Source organism: Nonomuraea sp. NPDC004186 (assembly GCF_053603495.1).
Genome location: NZ_JBSGFQ010000188.1, coordinates 1 through 17,406 on the forward strand (window position 1 = coordinate 1; position 17,406 = coordinate 17,406).

A 17,406-nucleotide genomic window follows, 5' to 3' on the forward strand; every position below is an offset into this window, starting at 1 on the left:
AGCGACCCTGCGAGCAGCGCGGCGAGCAGGGCGGTGAGGCCCACGCGGAGCGCCCGGGCCACGGGCCGCCGGCGGGCGGGCGCGGGTAATGCGGCGGGGGGTGCGGTACCGACAGGTTTCACTGTTGAACATCCTCTGCGTTGATGGCGTCCACCGCCGCCGTGTCGACCTTGAAGACGCTGCTGGCCACCCGGCGCTGGAGGAACTGGTCGAACTTCTCCTCGATGAGCGACTGCCGGATCCGCCGCGAGTACTCGGCGAACGCCGCGTCCTCGTCGACGGTCTTGCCGTTGAGCTGGTAGTACGTGATCTGGCCGGTGCCCGGGACCGGGCCGGAGATCTGGCCCGGCGCGAGCTTGCCCAGCACGGTCATGAGCTCCTGGTCGTGGGCGGCCGAGCCGCCGCCCTGCTGCGTGGCGGTCGTGAGCCTGGCGCCGGGCTCGCGGTCCGCGAGCTCCGCCAGCCGGCCGGCGGCGGCCACCCGCCGCTGGAGCCCGGCCGCGTAGCCGGCCGTGTGGCCGGCAGGGGCGCCGTCGGGCACCGGCACCACGAGCGTCGCGTACGTGTACGTGGTCGCGTTGGCGCTCCAGGAGTCCCGGTCGGCGTCGAACGCCCGCCGGACCTCGGCGTCGGTCACCCGGAGCGGGCCGTTCGCGCTGAGCCGCTGCTTCAGGCCCGTCGTGAGCCCGGTGAGCCGGTGCGAGTAGTACTCCTCGGGGGAGAACTCCGCCAGGCCGTAGACCACCTGGCCCCTGGCGATGGCGTCGGCGCGCCGCTCGTTCTCGGCGGCGAGCTCGGCGAGGAAGTCCGCGTGGTCGACGGAGCCGATCAGGTGCTGCTCCTTTGCCAGGACGAGCGCCGTCTTGTCCCGCCGGATCTCGTCCAGCGCGCGGGCCGCGAGCCGCTGGAGCGCGGTCCTGTCGCCGGCCTTCGCGTTCCAGTCGATCGCGCCCTGGAGCCGGTACTGGTTGCGTAACTCGTTCTCCACCTGAGGCGTCAGGCGGCGCATGTGGAAGAGCAGCTCGTCGAGGGTGACGGCGTGCCCGTCGAGGGAGGCGACCTCGTCCGTACGCTGGGCGAGCGCCACGCCGCCGAGCACCAGCGCGGCGAGTGCGGCCACCACGGCGGCGATGAGGACGGCGGCGCGGGGTGACCGGCTACGAACGGCGCCCTTTCCTGTGGCCTTCTTCACGAGGACGGCTTTCATGATGCTGCTCCGATCGCGGTCACGTGGGCGACGACGGGGGTGTCCCGCGCCTGCGGCACCTCGACCAGCACGGCGTCCACCTCGGCCGGCGTGAACGTCAGGATGCGCTGGTAACCCACCGCGTTCGCCTCCGCGAGCGTCGTCCACCGGCCGTCCCGGCGGCCCCGGACCACGACGTGCTCGATGCGCTGCCCGTGCGCGATGTCCTCGCCCACCACGACCGCCTCGACCAGGCCGGGCCGTGCGAACACGAGCCGCACGCCGGGCTGGGGGTCGGCGTCGTCCGGCCGCCACGGCGTACGGCCCCCTCCGGGCCACGCGGTCGCGACGTCGCCTGCCGTACCGGACGACACCGTCACGGTCGCCTCCAGGCGCCGCGCCCGGAAGTCCTCGACACGCCGCCCGAGCTGCTCCAGCACCGCCACGTCGGCGTCCCGCAGCAGCCCGTCACGGGCGGGCGGGACGTTGAGCAGGAAGCAGGAGTTGCCGCCGACGGCACGCAGGTAGATGGCGAACAGCTCGTCCGCGGGTCGGACCAGGGCGTCCTCGGCCGGGTGGTGGAACCATCCGGGCCGGATCGAGGTGTTCACCTCCGCCGGGTACCAGACCAGGTCGTCCTCGCGCCCCGCCAGGGCGGCGCGGCTGCCGAGATCGAGGTCGTCGCTGCGGACCAGCCGGGCGAACGTGCCGTCGTCCGCCTGCTGCGAGCGGTCCGCGATCCGCTCGGCGTCCAGCAGGGCCCGCGGGACGACGCTCCACTCGTCGGGTCGGGTGCTGCCGGCCTCGTTGCCGCACCAGCGGACGTCGGGCCCGCACACGCTGATGACCGCGTCCGGCTGCAGCTCGCGGACCACCGCGTAGTACCGCTCCCAGTCGTACACCTGGCGCCTGCCGTCCGGGCCCTCGCCGTTCGCGCCGTCCAGCCACACCGTGAACACCGGCCCGTAGCGGGTGAGCAGCTCGGTGAGCTGGGCGACGTAGAAGTCGTCGTACGCGCTCCCGCTGCCGTAGGACGCCTCGGTGCGGTCCCAGGGCGACAGGTAGATCCCGAACCGCAGGCCGTGCCGCCGCGCCGCCTCCGAGACCTCCGCGACCACGTCGCCGCGGCCGCCGCGCCAGGGCGACGCGGCGACCGAGTACGCGGTGACGTCGCTCGGCCACAGGCAGAAGCCGTCGTGGTGCTTGCAGGTGAGGATCACGCCGGTCATCCCGGCGGCCTTGAGCGCCCTGACCCACTGGTCGGCGTCGAGCCCTTCCGGGTCGAAGGCGGCCGGGTCGTCGTGCCCCTCGCCCCACTCCCGGTCCGTCATCGTGTTCATGCCGAAGTGGATGAACCCGTAGAACTCCATCGCCTGCCACGCGAGCTGGCGCTCGCTCGGCCGTACCGCCGTCAATGTCCGAAGAATCATCGGAACCGCCGGTTGTACGAGGCCAGCACGGCCAGCAGCCCCACGAGTGCCGCGAGCATGATCGCGAGGCTGCCCCACCCGGCCGTCGTACGGGCGGCGGCGACGACGGCGACGCAGACGGCCGCGACGAGCGTGCGAGCGGTGACGAGCAGCACGCTGCGCGTCGAATCCTTCATCACGGTTTCCTCTCTGGGAAACGGGCCGGTCAGCCCTTCACACCGCCGGATGCCATGCCTTCGATCAGCCGGCGCTGGATCAGCGCGTAGAAGATGAGGACGGGGACGATCACGATGACCATGCCGGCGTACAGCCGCCCGTAGTCGGCCGCCGCCTTCTGCGCGGTCATCAGGTTGAGCAGGCCCACCTGCAGCGTCTTGCCCTCGCCGGGCAGCAGGGTGAGCGCGATGATGAAGTCGTTCCAGTAGGCCAGGAAGTTGAACAGGATCACGGTGGTGAGCGCCGGCCGCGCCATCGGCAGCATCACCCTGACCATGACCTGGAAGCGGGAGGCCCCGTCCAGGGCCGCGGCCTCCTCGTAGTCGGCCGGGATCGACCGGAAGTACGCGGTGAGCAGGTAGATGGTGAACGGGATCGACGTGGCCGCGTAGACGAGCGAGAGGACCCCGGGGTTGTCGATGAAGAAGCCGTCGGGGAACACGTCGGCGAGCGCGCGGTCCCAGCCGACGAGCATGAGGAAGATCGGCACGACGATGTAGTTGACGTTGACGAACAGCCCGGCCAGCATCGCGACCTCGACGAGGCCGCGGCCGCGGAACTCGTACCGGGCGATGACGTAGGCCGCCGGGACGGAGACGGCCACGACGAACACCAGCCCGAGCACCGTGACCAGCACCGAGGTGAAGAAGTACTGGCCCATGCGCGCGGTGACGAACGCGTCGGCGTAGTTCTGGACGTGCAGGCCCTCCGGGAGCGTCCAGGGGCTGCCGTAGAACTCGCCCTTCTCCTTGAGCGAGGCGAGCAGCACCCAGCCGACCGGCACCGCGATGGCCAGGGCGATCGCGGTGACGAGCACGTAGGTCAGCGGCCTTCCGGCGCGCTTGATCGTGGTCATGGTGGCGGTCCTCAGAACTGGAGGGGCTCGCGCCGCGTCGCCCGGCTGACCAGCAGCGACACGAGGAACGAGAAGGCGAAGACGACGACGCCGATGGCCATGCCGTAGCCGTACGACGAGTTCGTGTACGCCTGCTTGTACATGTAGCTCAGCAGGACCTCGGAGGAGCCGTCGGGCCCGCCGCCGGTCATCGCGCGGACCAGGACGAAGCTGAGATTGACCGCGCTCATGACGAAGAACGTCAGCGTCGTGCGGAGGTTCTGCCAGATGAGCGGCAGCGTGATGGCGAAGAACTGCCGCCCCGCGGACGCGCCGTCGAGCGCGGAGGCCTCGTAGATCTCCTCCGGGATGCTCGCCATGCCGGACATGTAGAGGACCATGTAGTAGCCGAGCGACTGCCAGACCATCGCGATCGCGACCGACCAGATGACGAGCTGCTGGTCGCCGAGCCAGATCTGCTGCAGGCCGTCGAGTGACAGCAGCCGCAGGGTGCCGTTGAGCAGGCCGTTCTTCTGGTCGAAGATCGCGGAGAAGATCGCCGCGATCACGACCACGGACAGCACGCTCGGCACGTACAGGACGAACCGGTACACCGTCCGGCCCCGCAGGCGTTGCCTGGTCATGATCGCCGCGAGGAACAGGCCCGTGCCCATCGTCACGACGGTCACGACGACCAGGAGCGCGACGGTGTTCTGGAACGCGCGGACGAACTGCGGGTCCTCGAGCAGCCGGGCGAAGTTGCCCAATCCGACGAAGCGCATGTCCGGGGAGAACCCGCTCCAGGTGAAGAGGGACATCCGGAACACGTTCAGGGTCGGGACGATCATGAACACCGCGAAGAGCACGAGCGCGGGCAGGAGGCAGGCGAGCACGAAGAGGCCGTCGCCGCGCCGCCGCGTGGTCACCTCACCCACCTGCCTGGCGCAGTTTCTCGCTGGCGTCGTTGAGCGCGGCCTGCCACTGGTCCTCGGTCTTGTCGCCGCTGATGATGCTGTTGGCGGTGTCGAAGAGGGCGGCCTTGATGTCGACGCCCTCGACGGGCGCGGTGCTCGCGAACCCGCCGACGAGCGCCTCGACCGTCGTCTCCTCGTAGACCTTGTAGAACTCGGCGCTCTCCCCGGACAGGCTGCTCGCGATGCCCTTGATCGGCTGGATCGCGTTCGACCTGGCGAAGATCTTCGCCGCCTCGTCGGAGTACAGGTAGGCGACGAACTCCTTCGCCGCGTCCTTGTTCTTGGCGGCGGCGGGGACCCAGACCGACTCCACCGACGTCGTGACGAAGCGCTTGCCGCCCACGGTGACCGGCGGCAGCGGCGTCAGGCCCCACTGGAAGCCGGCGGCGCGCGGGGCGTCCTTCATCTCGCCGACGACCCAGGTTCCGTTCGGCATGAACAGGGTCTTGTTGTCGAGGATCGACTGCTGGTTCTTGGTGAAGTCCTGCTCGTTGGCGTACCCGACCGTCGTCGGCGCGGCGTACTTCAGCAGCCGGGTGGTGAGGTCGAGCGCCTGCCGGGCCTGCGGCGTCTGCCACACGCCCTGCTTGTACGTCATGACGTCGGTGTAGAACTGCTCCCCGCCGACGTCGGCGAGCAGCGCGAAGAAGTACGCGTCGAGGTACCCGGCGGTCGGGTACGTGAACAGCGAGATCTTCTCCTGCTTGGCCTTCTCACCCAGCGCGAACATCTCGTCCCAGGTGGCCGGGACCTTCCAGCCCTTCTGGGCGAACAGTCCCTTGTTGTAGAAGAGCCCGCTCGGCGCGTAGTACATCGGCATCGTGTACGTCTGGCCGGTGCCGTACGGGTTGGTGTTGAGGTTGCCGACGATGCCCCCGATGAGCTTGTCGCCCACGGTCTTGTCCTCGCCGGGGACCTTCGCCTTCAGCACGGGCGTCAGGTCCTCGAGGGCCTTGTCCTTGATGAGCGTCTCGGTGAGCGCGGCCTTGCGGCCCTGGCCGAGCACCACGACGTCCGGGAAGCGCCCGGCCTTCATATTCGGCGTGATCTCGTCCTCGATGCTCTTCGAGATCTGTAACCGCACGTCGACGCCGGGGTGGGAGGCCTTGTACGCCTGGATGACCTGGGCGTACATGTCCCGGCCGTAACCGCCTTCGAGGGCGGCGACGCTCAGGGTCGTCTTGCCGGAGCCCGAGCCGTCCCCGTCGGCCGAGCAGCCGGTGAGCAGTCCGAGCGCCGAGATCGCGGCGCTCGCGAGGACGAGTGATCTCCTCATGGTTCTGGGGTCCTTCCCGTGGACGACTGCCCACCTGGGTGAGGCGGAGGAACGAGTCCGGGGTCCGGCCGCGCCGGAGGTCACGACGACGGGGCGCCGCGCCGCCGGCCGGGGATCTGGATCTCTCGGCTGGGTCCGGACGTTGTTACAGTGGCATCGATAACATGAAGGCGCAAGAGGCACTTTGCGGACAAGCGCGACATGAGTCAGTGGTGACGCGGCGGCGCCGTCGAGTCGCGCACCGACAGCGACGCGGTGGCGAGGGCGCCGGCGGCCTCGCCGGCCAGCAGCAGGGCCACGGCCGCCGCGCCGGAGCGGTAGAAGTCCTGCCGCACGGTCGTCAGCGGCGGGTGGCAGTAGGCCGCCAGAGCGATGTCGTCGACGCTCACGATGGACACGTCGGCGGGCACCGACCGGCCGTGCTCGCGCAGCGCGCGGATCACCCCGAAGGCCATCTCGTCGCTGGCGGCGAAGACCGCTGTCACGTCCGGGATCATCGCGAGGACCTGCCCCTGCCGGTATCCCGAGTCGGGCGACCAGTCGCCCTCCAGCGGGGGCGGCGCCTGGATCCCGGCCGCGGCCAGGCACTCCTGCCAGCCCTGCCGCCGCTGGCGCGCCTCGATCCACTCGTCGGGGCCCGACACGTGCCACACCTGGCGGTGCCCGAGGTCGAGCAGGTGCTGCGTGGCGACGCGGCCCGCCTCCTTCTGGTCGATCCCGAGCACCCGAGCGCTTGCGGTGCGGGAGCCGTCGAGCGTGACGGTGGGGATGTCGCGGGTGATGTCCTCCATCTTCTGCGTCACCGAGATGAGCGGCACGGCGATCACGATGCCGTCCACCCCCTGGTCGGCGAGCTTGGACAGGGACCGCTCCATCAGGCCGGTGTCGAGCCTGGCGATGGTCGCGATGCTCACCGCGTAGCCCGCCGCGCCCGCGGCCGCCTCGACGCCGGCGGTCACCGCCGAGCGCGAGTAGTAGCCGCCGGACTGCAGCAGCACGAGCCCGACGGTGTGGCTGCGTCCGGAGGAGAGCACCCGGGCGGCGTTGTTGAAGCGGTAGCCGAGCCGCTCCACGGCGGCGATCACGCGCTTCCTGGTCTCCGGGTTGACGTTCGGCGAGTCGCGCAGCGCGCGCGAGACGGTCTGCGCCGACACCCCGGCGGCTCTGGCCACGTCAGCCATGCTCGGCTGCCTCGTGGGCCGCCCAGTGGGCTGCCCGGTGGCCTGCTCGGTGGCCTTCGTCATGGCGCTCCCCTCTTGCGGCCTGCCCGCGACGTCGTCAGCTGATCCTACCGCCCTTGTTACGTATGGCATCGATAACATAGGCTCTCCCACCGTGATCGAGCTGCCCGCGCCGGACCTCTCGCCGGCCCCGACGACGACCACGCCCCCGACCCCGACCCCGACCACGAGCCCGGCCGCTGGGGCCGCGCTCACCTGGCGCGGGCGCCGCCTGTACCGGCACGGCGTCCCCCATCGCATCCTGTCCGGGGGGCTGCACTACTTCCGCGTCCACCCCGACCTCTGGCGCGACCGCATCCGCCGGCTCGCCGATCTCGGGCTCAACACGGTGGACACGTACGTGGCGTGGAACTTCCACCAGCCGCGCGAGGACGAGGCGCCGCGCTTCGACGGCTGGCGGGATGTCGAGCGGTTCATCCGCACGGTGGGGGAGGAGGGGCTCGACGTCGTCGTCCGGCCCGGCCCGTACATCTGCGCGGAGTGGTCGAACGGCGGCCTGCCGAGCTGGCTCACCGGCCGCGACGTCGCGATCCGCAGCTCCGACCCCGCGTTCACCTCGGCGGTCGGCCGCTGGTTCGACGAGCTGGTCCCGCGCATCGCCGCGCTCCAGGCCGCCGAGGGCGGGCCGGTCGTGGCGGTGCAGGTGGAGAACGAGTTCGGCAGCTTCGGCGACGACCAGGCGTACCTGCGCTGGAACCGCGCGGCCCTGATCGAGCGCGGCATCGGGGAGCTGCTGTTCACCGCCGACGGGCCCACCGAGCTGATGCTGGACGGCGGCACCCTGCCGGGGACCCTGGCGGCCGCCACCCTGGGTTCCAAGCCCGACGCCGCCCGGCGACTGCTCGCGGCGCGGCGGCCGGAGGAGCCGTTCGTCGTCGCCGAGTTCTGGAACGGCTGGTTCGACCACTGGGGCGAGCGCCACCACGTCCGCGACCCCGGCGGCGTCGTGGACGCGCTCAAGCAGATCGTCGCCGACGGCGGCAGCGTGAGCATCTACATGGCGCACGGCGGGACCAACTTCGGGCTCTGGGCGGGCGCCAACGAGCAGGAGGGCCGCTTGCAGCCCACCGTGACCAGCTACGACTCCGACGCGCCGGTCGCCGAGGACGGCACGCTGACCGCCAAGTTCTTCGCCGTGCGGGAGGCGCTCGGCGCGCGCGGGCCCGTGCGGATGCCCGCGCGGACGCCGACGCTGCCGCCGGCGTCCGTCCCGCTCGTCCACCGCGCGGGCCTGCTGGCAGGTCTGCGTGCCGTGCCGGCGTCCACCTCGACCGGGCCGCGCCCGGCCCCGTTCGAGCGGCTCGGGCTGGACGCGGGCATGGTCCTGCACAGCGCGCGGCCGCGGATCCCGGCGGGCGAGCACCGGCTCGTCCTCACCGACGTACGCGACCGGGCCCTGGTCTTCGCCGACGGCGCCTTCCTCGGCGTCGCCGGCCCCGACCAGCGGGAGCTGCCGGTCCGCGGCACCGGCGCCGCCGTCCACCTGGAGGTCCTGGTCGAGAGCCTCGGCCGGGTGAACTACGGGCCCGGCATCGGCCGGCACAAGGGCCTGATCGGCCCGGTCCTCGTGGACCGGCGGATCGTGCAGGGCTGGGACAGCACGCCGATCGCCCTGCAGGAGTGGTCCACCGCCGAGCTGACCCGCGCGCTCGACGCCGGTACGGGCGAGCAGGCCGAGCACGCGGGCCCGGCGCCCGGGCACGCGGGTCCCGGGCCCGGGCAGGCCGAGCACGCCGGTCGCGGGTCCGGGACGGCCGGGTTCGCCGTCGCGACGGTGGACGTCGAGACGCCCGCGGACACCTTCCTGGCCCTGCCGGGATCCCGGCAGGGCCTCGTCTGGGTCAACGGGTTCCTGCTCGGCCGCTACTGGGACATCGGGCCGCAGGTCACGCTGTACTGCCCGGCGCCGCTGCTCCGCGAGGGCCGCAACACCGTGACGGTCCTCGAGCTCGAACGGCTCGGCGCGACCCTGGAGCTGCGCGACCGCCCCGAGCTGGGCCCGCCGGAGGAGTACGTCGAGGAGTTCGGCTGACCCGCCGGCCCCTCACCGCTGGAGCCGGGCGTCGGCCGCGGCCAGGAAGACGTCGAGCACCCCGTCGCCGACCTGCGGCTGGGCCGCGCCCCAGCGGTTGCGCGGCGGGCTGACCCGGACGGCGCGGGCCTGCCGCTGCAGGTCGCGCGACCCGGCGAGCAACGCGGCCGCCTTGGCCTCGTCCCCGGCCTCCCGGGCCTGGAGCGCGTCGAGCAGGTCCACCATCGCCCGGCCCCACAGCTCGGTGGCGTCCAGCCAGGACGCGGCGTCGTCGGCGAAGCCCTTCTGCACCGCTCCGCCGCGGATGGTGGCCGGCGCCGTGGCGATGGCCTTCGCGTACGGCCGCAGCGTGGTGATCGCCTGGGTGCGCCGCCCGGCGTCCCACGCCTGCCAGAACGCGGCCACCCGCGCGGCGAGCCCGGGCGCCTGGGTCTGCCAGGGGGTGCCGCCGAAGGTCGGGGCCATGTGCTCCAGGTCGCCGAAGACCAGCAGGGCCGCGGTGGCCGCCTGGTCGCCGCCGGCGAGGTAGGCCATCGCGCGCGGCCAGCTCCTCCTCGCGTCGTACGCCTTGTCGTTCCAGGCGAAGTCCGCGGCGCCGAAGACCGCGACCTTGCTCGCGTACGGCTGGTTCATCGGGTTGGCCACGATGCCGGACAGGTGCGCGGCCAGGCCGCCCTCACGCTTGTCGTAGGGTGCCAGCAGCAGCCGGCCGCTGGTGTTGCCGTAGTCGTTGACCGGGTAGTTGTCCCAGACGAAGACCTTGCGCCCGAACAGCTGCGCCGCCTTCTCGGCCTGCGCGTTGGTGATCTCCGGCGGCACGGTGTCGGTGCCGGTCCACATCACCTCGACCGCGGGATCGAGGGAGGCCCGCATGGTCTGCTTGTACGTGGTGTCGGTCAGGTCGCCGTACTCGGTGGGCACCATCTGCAGCGGCTGGGCGCCGTCGTGGGTGGCGATGAAGTCGCGCTGCAGGTCGTTGAGCAGGTCGACCTGGGCCTTGGCAGCGGCGGTGCGTCCGGCGGCGCCGTACGCCGTCTCGTCCGCCGTGCAGTTCCAGCGGGTGTAGCTGATGTCGTCCAGCGGGATGGAGAACGCCCTGGCGCCCAGGTCGTAGAGCGCCTGCAGCTTCCGCTTGAGGATGTCGCGGTCCGCGCGGTCGGAGTAGCAGATCGACACGCCGGGGGAGAGCGCGAAGGTGAAGCGGACGTGGTTGGCGCCGGCCCGGGCCACCAGCTCGCCCAGCTCGGCGAGCTTGTCCGCCGGGTAGGGGTCGCGCCACTTGTCGCGGTGGTAGGGATCGTCCTTGGGGGCGTAGATGTAGGTGTTGGCCTTGACGTCGCCGTAGAAGTCCATCTGGTCGAGGCGTTCGGCGTGGGTCCACGGCGCGCCGTAGAAGCCTTCGATGGTGCCGCGCAGCGGCATGGACGGGAAGTCGCTGACCTGGACCCCCGCCACCTGCCAGCCGCCGCCGGACGGGACGAACAGCTGGCGCAGCGTCTGCACGGCGTAGAACTGGCCCGCGGCGTCCTTGCCGCCGAGCGCGATCTGGCGCGGTGTGCCGCCCGAGACCCGCAACGCGTACCCCTCGGCCTGGCCGGGGACGACAGTGCCGCCGAGCGCCTGCGCGATGTCCGGGCGGGCCGCGGGGCCGAGGCGGACCTTGAGCAGGCCGGACGTGCCCGCGGGGATCTTGTCGGGGGCGACCGTGTCCACCCGGCCGGCGCCGTGCGCCTTGAGCTCCCGTACGAGGCGGTCGCGGGCGGCGGGGTCGGTCTGGCCGTCGGCGACCACGAGCACCCGGCCGGTGACGACGGCGGCGGCGCCGGCGCCGGTCAGCGACTGCGGGGTGGGCGACACCGAGGGCAAGGGCGGGACGGGAGCGGCGTGGGCCGCGGGGACGGGCAGGAGCGCCCCCGCGCACAGGGTCGCGGCCAGCGCGAGGCACGCCGCAGGGGTGATCTTGCGTCTTCTCAAGGAGATCTCCACTGGTCTATACCCATGAGGGGTCGGGGGGCGCGCCTTTCTCTGCGCGGTCTAGACCGGCAACCTGATCATCACCCTAATATCGGCATCTTTACTGTCAAGAGTTGCAATGCGGCACATGTCCGGCAAACCCTGCCAATGAACCGGCCCGCGCCCCTCCGCGTATCCGATGAATATGAGGGCAGCGGCGCGGTTCTACGCCGGTTCGGTGGTGGCGGCGGGGGCCGTGGTGCTGGTCGCGGCCCTGCGGTTCGGGGGTGCTGAGGCGGAGCCGGTGATCGCCGGTCTGCCCACCGCCGGACCGGTCACCGAGTGGGCCCTGCCGCTGGTCAAGCTCGGCTACGACCTGTGCGCGGTGGCCACCCTGGGAACGTTGCTGGCCGCCGTCGTCCTCGCGCCGGCCGGCTCGCCCGAGAAGGCGGCCTGCCTGCGGGCGGCCCGGTGGTGGGCGCTGGGGTGGGCGGTCACCGCCGCCCTGAGCTACCCGCTGACCATGTCGTACGTGCTGCCGCTGCCCGTCACGGACCTGATCGTCGATCCCGGCCTGCTGCGCTACGGCCTGACCATCCCGCAGGCGCGGGCCCTGCTGCCGGTGCTGGGCGCGATCACCATGGTCGTCCTGGCCACCCGGCTGCCGCGCCTGCCCGGGTGGGTCGCGCCGGCGGTCGCCGCGTTCGGGCTGCTGCCCCCCGCCTACGTCGGGCACGCCGCCTCGGCCGCCGACCACGACGTCGCGGTCTCCGCGCTGACGGCTCACCTGATCGCCGTGTCGTTGTGGGTCGGCGGCCTGGGCGCCGTCCTCATCCACTTCCGCCGCTCCGGCGACCTGCGGGCCGTGTTGTCCCGGTTCAGCACGATCGCCTTGTGCTGTTTCGCGGCGGTGGCCGTCTCCGGGGTGGTGGGGGCGTGGGTGCGGCTGAACGTCGTGTCCGACCTCTGGCAGACCGAGTACGGGCAGTTCCTGCTGGCCAAGACAGCCGCGCTCGCGCTGCTCGGCCTGTTCGGCTGGACCCACCGGAGCCGTACGGTCGCGCACGTCGCCGACCGGAGCGCGCGCCACGTCTTCGTCCGGCTGGCGGCGGGCGAGATGATCGTGATGATGGCGGCCATGGGCCTGGCCGTCGGCCTGTCCCGCACCCCGCCGCCGGGCGCCGGCGACGCGCATGAGCGCCTGCTGGAGTACGACCTGCCGCCCTTCACGCCCGGCGCGCTGCTCACCGAGCTCCGCCCGGACACGCTGATCCTGCTCTGCCTGGCCCTGCCCGCCGTCGGATACCTGGTCGGCGTCCGCCGCGTGGGGGACTGGCCGCTCGGCCGCACGCTCGCCTGGTACGCCGGCCTGGCGCTCCTGGCGCTGGTCCTGCTCTCCGGGATCGGCGGCTACGCGCGGGCGATGCTTTCGGTCCAGGCCCTGCAGCACGTCGTGCTGGCCGTCGTGGCTCCGCTCCTGCTCTGCCTCGGGGCCCCGCTCACCCTCGCCGCCCGGGCCACCACGGAGTCCTCCCAGTACGGCGACCTCGGCGCCTGGCTCCGGAAGCGCAGGTTGACCTTCCTCGCCCTGCTGCCGGCGGCGTACATGGTGGCGTTCCCGCTGCTGTACCGCACCGGCTGGCTGGCCTGGTCGCTGGCCGGTCACGCCGCCCACCTGCTCACCATGGCCCTGTTCCTGGGCGGCGGGCTGCTGGTCTTCTGGGTGCTGGCCGACGTGGACCCGATGCCGCGCCCCGTCTCCCGGCCGCTGCGTGCCGGGCTGCTGGGCGGCGTGCTGCTGGTGCAGCTCGCCGTGGGGGCGCTCCTGCTGCTCGGCCCGCCGGTCGCGGCCGACTGGTTCTACCTGGTGGGCCCCGACGACGGGCCGGACCTCCTCACCGACCAGCAGCTGGCCGGGGCCGTCCACCTGCTCGTCCCGCTGCTCCCGCTTGCCTTCCTGGCCGTACGGCAGGCGCGGCACGTCCCAAGCCCCTGACGCACGTGCCCGGCGCCGCGGTGCGGGCGCCTCTCCTGCTGGTCATCGGCTCGGCGTCGCGTCGCTGAGGGCGGCGAGGAGGAGGTGGCGCTGGCGCAGGGTGAGGTCGCCGATGGTGGCGCCACCGTCGATCTGCGCCTTCCGCAGGGTCTCGGTGATCTCTTCGGGGGCGTGCCCCGGCAGGACGCGGAGCAGTGCCGCGGCGTCGGCCCCGATGGTGGTCGCGTCCCTGCGGGACAGCAGGGACTCCAGGCCGATCCGTCCGGTCGCGACCGCGACGCGCAGCTCGGCCGGGCTCAGCTGCCGGGAGAGCGGTGCCGGGCTCGGGCGCGGCAGTGGCCCGGCGGCGACGGGCTGCGCATCGCGGCCCGACCACCGTGTGACGGCTTCACCTATGGCCTCGAACGGGCCGAGATCATCTCCGCCCAGGCCAACGGCATCACCCTGCTGCTGCTCGCGGCCTACTCGCCTCGCCGTCGGGGTCAGGCGAGCTGCCCGGCCGCCGTACGCGCCGCCATCCGCCGCTCGAACCACACCGAGGTGAACGGCGGCACCGCGCACGCCAGCCCCAGCACCACGGTGCCCCGGCTCCAGCCCGCCTCCCGCGCCGAGAGCATCACCCCGGCCGCGTACAGCACGAACAGCGCGCCGTGGATCGGCCCGAACACCTTCACGCCGAGCTCGCCGGTCTCGGTCACGTGCTTGAAGAACATCCCGACCAGCAGCCCCGCCCACGAGCACGCCTCGGCCACCGCCACGAGTCGAAACCAGCGCAGCACAATCCACCCTTTCGTCCGATTGTCGCGCTCACTCTACAGGCTGTAGAGCGCAGCCTGATCATCGGTCTTGCCGCACCTCGATGGCGTGATCTCCTGTTGTGAAGGTTAGCCTTACCTTATCTTTGGATGATGGGAAATCCTTCTGAGATCCGTACGGTGACGACCGAGGCCGAGCTCCGGGAGATCGTGAAAGAGCCGCCGCGGGCCATCTGGGACAAGGACATCGCCCGGATCGACGAGCACGCGCGCACGATCATCGCCCACTCGCCGTTCGTCCTGCTGGCGACCTCCAACTCGGACGGGACCTGCGACGTCTCCCCCCGAGGGGACCCCGCCGGGTCGGTGCTGGTCCTCGACGACCACCGGCTGGTGCTCGCCGACCGTCCCGGCAACCACCGGCTCGACAGTTTCCGCAACGTGCTGGACAACCCCCACGTCGGGCTGCTGTTCATCGTGCCGGGGATGAACGAGACGCTGCGGGTGAACGGCCGCGCCACGCTCGTGTCGGACGCGCCGTTCTTCGACGACCTGGTGGTCCAGGGCAAGCGGCCGCACCTGGCGGTCCTCGTCGACGTCGAGGAGCTGTACATGCACTGCGCGAAGGCGTTCCTGCGCTCGTCGCTGTGGAAGCCCGAGACCTGGCCGGACCGCAAGAGCCTGCCGACGCTCGGACGGATCGCCAAGGACCAGATGGGCATCAAGGGAGTTCCGGCGAAGGTGATCGACGCGGGTCTCGCCATGGACGCCAGGATGAACCAGTATTAGGGCGCGTCGTCAGGGGAGTGGGGGCAGGGGCTTGTCGTGGAGCCAGGCCGACAGCAGCGGCCCCACCGGCTGGGCGGCGTGCCGCTGGACGTGCGCGGCGAAGTCCTGGGTGGTGACGTTCGCGTGCCGGCGCCCCGCCGTCCAGTCGCGCAGCATGGGGAAGAAGACCTCGTCGCCCAGCGCCCGGCGCAGCGCGTGCACGGTCAGCGCACCCCGCTTGTACACGCGGTCGTCGAACAGCGTGCCCACCCCGGGGTCGGTCAGGATGAAGTCCTGCGGGAGGGCGGTGAGGCGCTGGTGCCAGCGCCGGGCGTGGGCGGCGGCGGGCTGCCCGCCCGAGGCCTCCGACCAGAGCCATTCGGCGTAGGTGGCGAACCCCTCCTGCAGCCAGATGTCGCTCCAGCGGGACAACGTGAGGCTGTTGCCGAACCACTGGTGCGCCAGCTCGTGCGCCACCAGCCGCTCGAACCCGCGCCGCCCGTCCACGTGGTTCCTGCCGAAGATCGACATGCCCTGCGCCTCGACCGGGATGTCCAGCTCGTCGTCGACCACGACGACGACGTAGCCGCCGAACGGATAGGGCCCGAAACGGTCGGTGAACACCGCCATCATCTCGCCCTGCCGCCCGAAGTCGTGCCGGACGCGGGTGGCCAGGCGCGTCGGATGGGCCACCCGGGTGCCCGCGACCTCCGCGAGCCGGTAGCGCCCGATCTGCACGCTGGCCAGGTAGCTCGCCATCGGCTCGGGCTGATCGTAGACCCAGGTCGTGTTCCCGCCCGCGCGGCGCTGGTCGGTGAGCGCTCCGTTCGCGATGACCACGTACGGCGACGCGGTCGTCACGGAGATCCGGTACGTCGCCTTGTCCCCGGGCCGGTCGTTGCACGGGAACCAGGACGGCGCGCCGATGGGCTGCCCGGCGACCAGCGCGCCGTCGGACAGCTCCTCCCAGCCCAGCCCGCCCCACGGGCTCGGCACCGGCGCCGGCCTGCCCCCGTAGCGGACCTCGACACCGGCGACGGCGCCCGCGGCCAGCGACCAGGGCAGCGTCACCCGCAGCTTGCCCTGGCCGTGCGTGTGGCGGGTGGGAACGCCGTCCACGGTGACGCCTTCGACCCGGAAGCGGCCGAAGTCCAGGTCGAGCACGCCGAGGGGTTCGGCGGCCGTCACCGTCAGCCGGGCCGTGCCGTCGAGCCGGTTGTTCGCCAACCGGTACTTCAGCGCCAGGTCATAGTGCGACACCATGTAGCGGTGGTCGCCGTGCCCGGGGAAGTACGGTGTCATCGCCACGCCGAGATGGGGTTGCCGAACCAGCGCGTACGGCCGGGCACCGACTCCCCCCGCATGACGAGCGAGGCCGGCCCGATCGTGGCGTCGGCGCCCACCCGCGCGGCGGGCAGCACCACACCATGCGGGCCCAGCGTCGCGCCCGCGTCGAGGGTCACCGTGTCCATGTTCATGACCCGGTCGTGGAACAGGTGGGTCTGCAGGACGCAGCCCCGGTTGACGCAGGCGCCATCACCCAATGTCACCAGATCCGCCTCTGGCAGCCAGTATGTGTCACATGTGACACCATGCCCGATATGGGCCCCGAGTGAACGCAGCCACATGTTCAGCGGCGCGGTCCCCAGCCACGGCTGCGCGAACCAGGGCGCCGCCAGCACCTCCACGAAGTTGTCCGCCAGCTCGTTGCGCCACACGAACGAACTCCACAGCGGCCGGCTGCCCGCCCGGATCCGGCCGACCAGCGCCCATTTGGCGGCCGTCGCGACCAGGGCGGCGGCCACACCCGCGGCCAGCAGCACCACGCCGCCCAGCGCGAGCGTCACCGCGAAGCCGTAGCTCGCCGCGAGCCACTCGAAGGCGGCGGCCACCAGGACGGCGAGCGCGGCCGCGCACATCGCCGGCACCACACGGAACGCCTCGACCAGCGCCCTGGCCGCCTTGTACCGGGCGGGCGGGTCGTAGGTGCGGCTGCGGTCGGCGTCCTCGGCGGTGCGGCGCAGCTCCATGGGCGGCATGCCCACGTACGAGGAGCCGGACCTGGCCTTCTTCGGCGTCGCCGACAGCACGCCGACCAGGCCGTCCTTGGGCACCTTGCGGCCGGGCGCGGTCATCCCCGAGTTGCCGAGGAAGGCCCGCTTGCCGATCCGCGCGGAGGCGATGCGCATCCACCCGCCGTCCAGCTCGTACGGGGCCACCATCGTGTCGTCGGCCAGGAACGCACCGTCGCCGACGGAGGTCATCGTGGGCAGCGCCAGCACCGTGGACAGCTCGACGCCGCGGCCCACCTTCATGCCGAGCGCCCGCAGCCACACGGGCGTCAGGACGCTGGCGTACAGGGGGAACAGCCAGACCCGAGCCGAGGCCATCAGCCGTCCCGTCGCCCACGCCTGCCACGCCTGACGGCTGTGCACCGGGTGACGGCCCGCGTGCAGGCCCAGCCCGAGCAGTCGCACGCTGACCAGCGTGACCAGGGCGAAGGCCGCCATGCCCGCGAGGGTCGCGACCGGCACGCCCGGCAGGGCGGCGGCCAAGGCCGCGCCGATCGTGCGCGCGTCCCCGGCGAACGCGGCCAGGACCGCGAACCCGGCCGCGGCCGCGACGGCGGGGAGCAGGCTGAGCACCATGGCGCTCACCCCGTAGACGGCGGCCCAGAACCGGGAGCGGGCGGGCCGCTCCGCCGGTCGCGACCGGCGGGACTTGCCCTGCTGGAACGCCGGCGC

At 72.3% G+C, this 17,406-nt stretch carries 15 protein-coding genes; 3 read left to right on the forward strand and 12 right to left on the reverse strand.

Annotated elements, in window-relative coordinates:
- Positions 1–118 precede the first annotated feature (118 nt).
- From ACWEPL_RS61580 to ACWEPL_RS61610, 7 genes are all read right to left on the reverse strand, one after another.
- Positions 119–1,207 carry a peptidylprolyl isomerase gene (locus tag ACWEPL_RS61580; protein ID WP_452442226.1) on the reverse strand — a complete coding sequence of 363 codons (1,089 nt, stop codon included), beginning with the start codon at positions 1,205–1,207 and terminating at the stop codon, positions 119–121.
- The gene (locus tag ACWEPL_RS61585) at positions 1,204–2,601 is read right to left on the reverse strand and encodes an alpha-L-fucosidase (protein WP_452442227.1); all 1,398 of its coding nucleotides are present in this window, start codon (positions 2,599–2,601) and stop codon (positions 1,204–1,206) included. The genes ACWEPL_RS61580 and ACWEPL_RS61585 overlap by 4 nt, the downstream gene beginning before the upstream one ends.
- Positions 2,602–2,612: 11 nt before the next feature.
- The gene (locus ACWEPL_RS61590; protein ID WP_363984765.1) at positions 2,613–2,792 is read right to left on the reverse strand and encodes a DUF6903 family protein; all 180 of its coding nucleotides are present in this window, start codon (positions 2,790–2,792) and stop codon (positions 2,613–2,615) included.
- Positions 2,793–2,821: 29 nt separating this feature from the next.
- Complete coding sequence (locus ACWEPL_RS61595; RefSeq protein ID WP_350727557.1) at positions 2,822–3,688, reverse strand: carbohydrate ABC transporter permease; 867 nt, start codon at positions 3,686–3,688, stop codon at positions 2,822–2,824.
- A gap of 11 nt (positions 3,689–3,699) precedes the next feature.
- Entirely contained in the window at positions 3,700–4,593 is an 894-nt protein-coding gene (locus ACWEPL_RS61600) for a carbohydrate ABC transporter permease (RefSeq protein ID WP_452442228.1), read from the reverse strand.
- A 1-nt stretch (position 4,594) separates the two neighbouring features.
- Positions 4,595–5,917, reverse strand: a complete 1,323-nt coding sequence (locus ACWEPL_RS61605) for a carbohydrate ABC transporter substrate-binding protein (RefSeq protein WP_452442229.1) — start codon at positions 5,915–5,917, stop codon at positions 4,595–4,597.
- Between the two features lie 206 nt (positions 5,918–6,123).
- Entirely contained in the window at positions 6,124–7,161 is a 1,038-nt protein-coding gene (locus tag ACWEPL_RS61610; RefSeq protein WP_452442230.1) for a LacI family DNA-binding transcriptional regulator, read from the reverse strand.
- A 91-nt stretch (positions 7,162–7,252) separates the two neighbouring features.
- On the opposite strand from ACWEPL_RS61610, the gene ACWEPL_RS61615 reads away from it, so the two are divergent.
- Positions 7,253–9,190 (forward strand): beta-galactosidase, encoded by a 1,938-nt coding sequence (locus tag ACWEPL_RS61615; RefSeq protein WP_452442231.1) that lies wholly within the window; start codon positions 7,253–7,255, stop codon positions 9,188–9,190.
- Between the two features lie 12 nt (positions 9,191–9,202).
- Here the strand turns inward: ACWEPL_RS61615 and ACWEPL_RS61620 are convergent, their stop codons facing one another.
- Complete coding sequence (locus tag ACWEPL_RS61620; RefSeq protein WP_452442232.1) at positions 9,203–11,164, reverse strand: beta-N-acetylglucosaminidase domain-containing protein; 1,962 nt, start codon at positions 11,162–11,164, stop codon at positions 9,203–9,205.
- A 184-nt stretch (positions 11,165–11,348) separates the two neighbouring features.
- Between ACWEPL_RS61620 and ACWEPL_RS61625 the strand changes: the two genes are divergently transcribed.
- Entirely contained in the window at positions 11,349–13,139 is a 1,791-nt protein-coding gene (locus ACWEPL_RS61625; protein WP_452442233.1) for a cytochrome c oxidase assembly protein, read from the forward strand.
- A gap of 42 nt (positions 13,140–13,181) precedes the next feature.
- Here ACWEPL_RS61625 and ACWEPL_RS61630 read toward each other — a convergent pair whose 3' ends face one another.
- A complete protein-coding gene (locus ACWEPL_RS61630) occupies positions 13,182–13,673 on the reverse strand; it encodes a hypothetical protein (RefSeq protein WP_452442234.1) in 492 nt (163 codons plus the stop codon).
- Positions 13,622–13,918, reverse strand: a complete 297-nt coding sequence (locus tag ACWEPL_RS61635; protein WP_363984751.1) for a DUF3817 domain-containing protein — start codon at positions 13,916–13,918, stop codon at positions 13,622–13,624. Before ACWEPL_RS61635 ends, ACWEPL_RS61630 begins: the two co-directional genes overlap by 52 nt.
- A 156-nt stretch (positions 13,919–14,074) precedes the next feature.
- Between ACWEPL_RS61635 and ACWEPL_RS61640 the strand changes: the two genes are divergently transcribed.
- On the forward strand, positions 14,075–14,683 hold the full coding sequence (locus ACWEPL_RS61640; protein WP_452442235.1) for a pyridoxamine 5'-phosphate oxidase family protein: 609 nt from the start codon (positions 14,075–14,077) through the stop codon (positions 14,681–14,683).
- 9 nt (positions 14,684–14,692) lie between these two features.
- On the opposite strand, the gene ACWEPL_RS61645 is transcribed toward ACWEPL_RS61640, so the two are convergent.
- Both ACWEPL_RS61645 and ACWEPL_RS61650 read right to left on the reverse strand, forming a co-directional pair.
- On the reverse strand, positions 14,693–15,964 hold the full coding sequence (locus ACWEPL_RS61645) for a M1 family metallopeptidase (RefSeq protein ID WP_452442237.1): 1,272 nt from the start codon (positions 15,962–15,964) through the stop codon (positions 14,693–14,695).
- Positions 15,961–17,406 (reverse strand): Pls/PosA family non-ribosomal peptide synthetase (locus tag ACWEPL_RS61650; protein WP_452442236.1); only part of this gene is annotated, 1,446 nt, incomplete at its 5' end. The genes ACWEPL_RS61650 and ACWEPL_RS61645, both read right to left, overlap by 4 nt.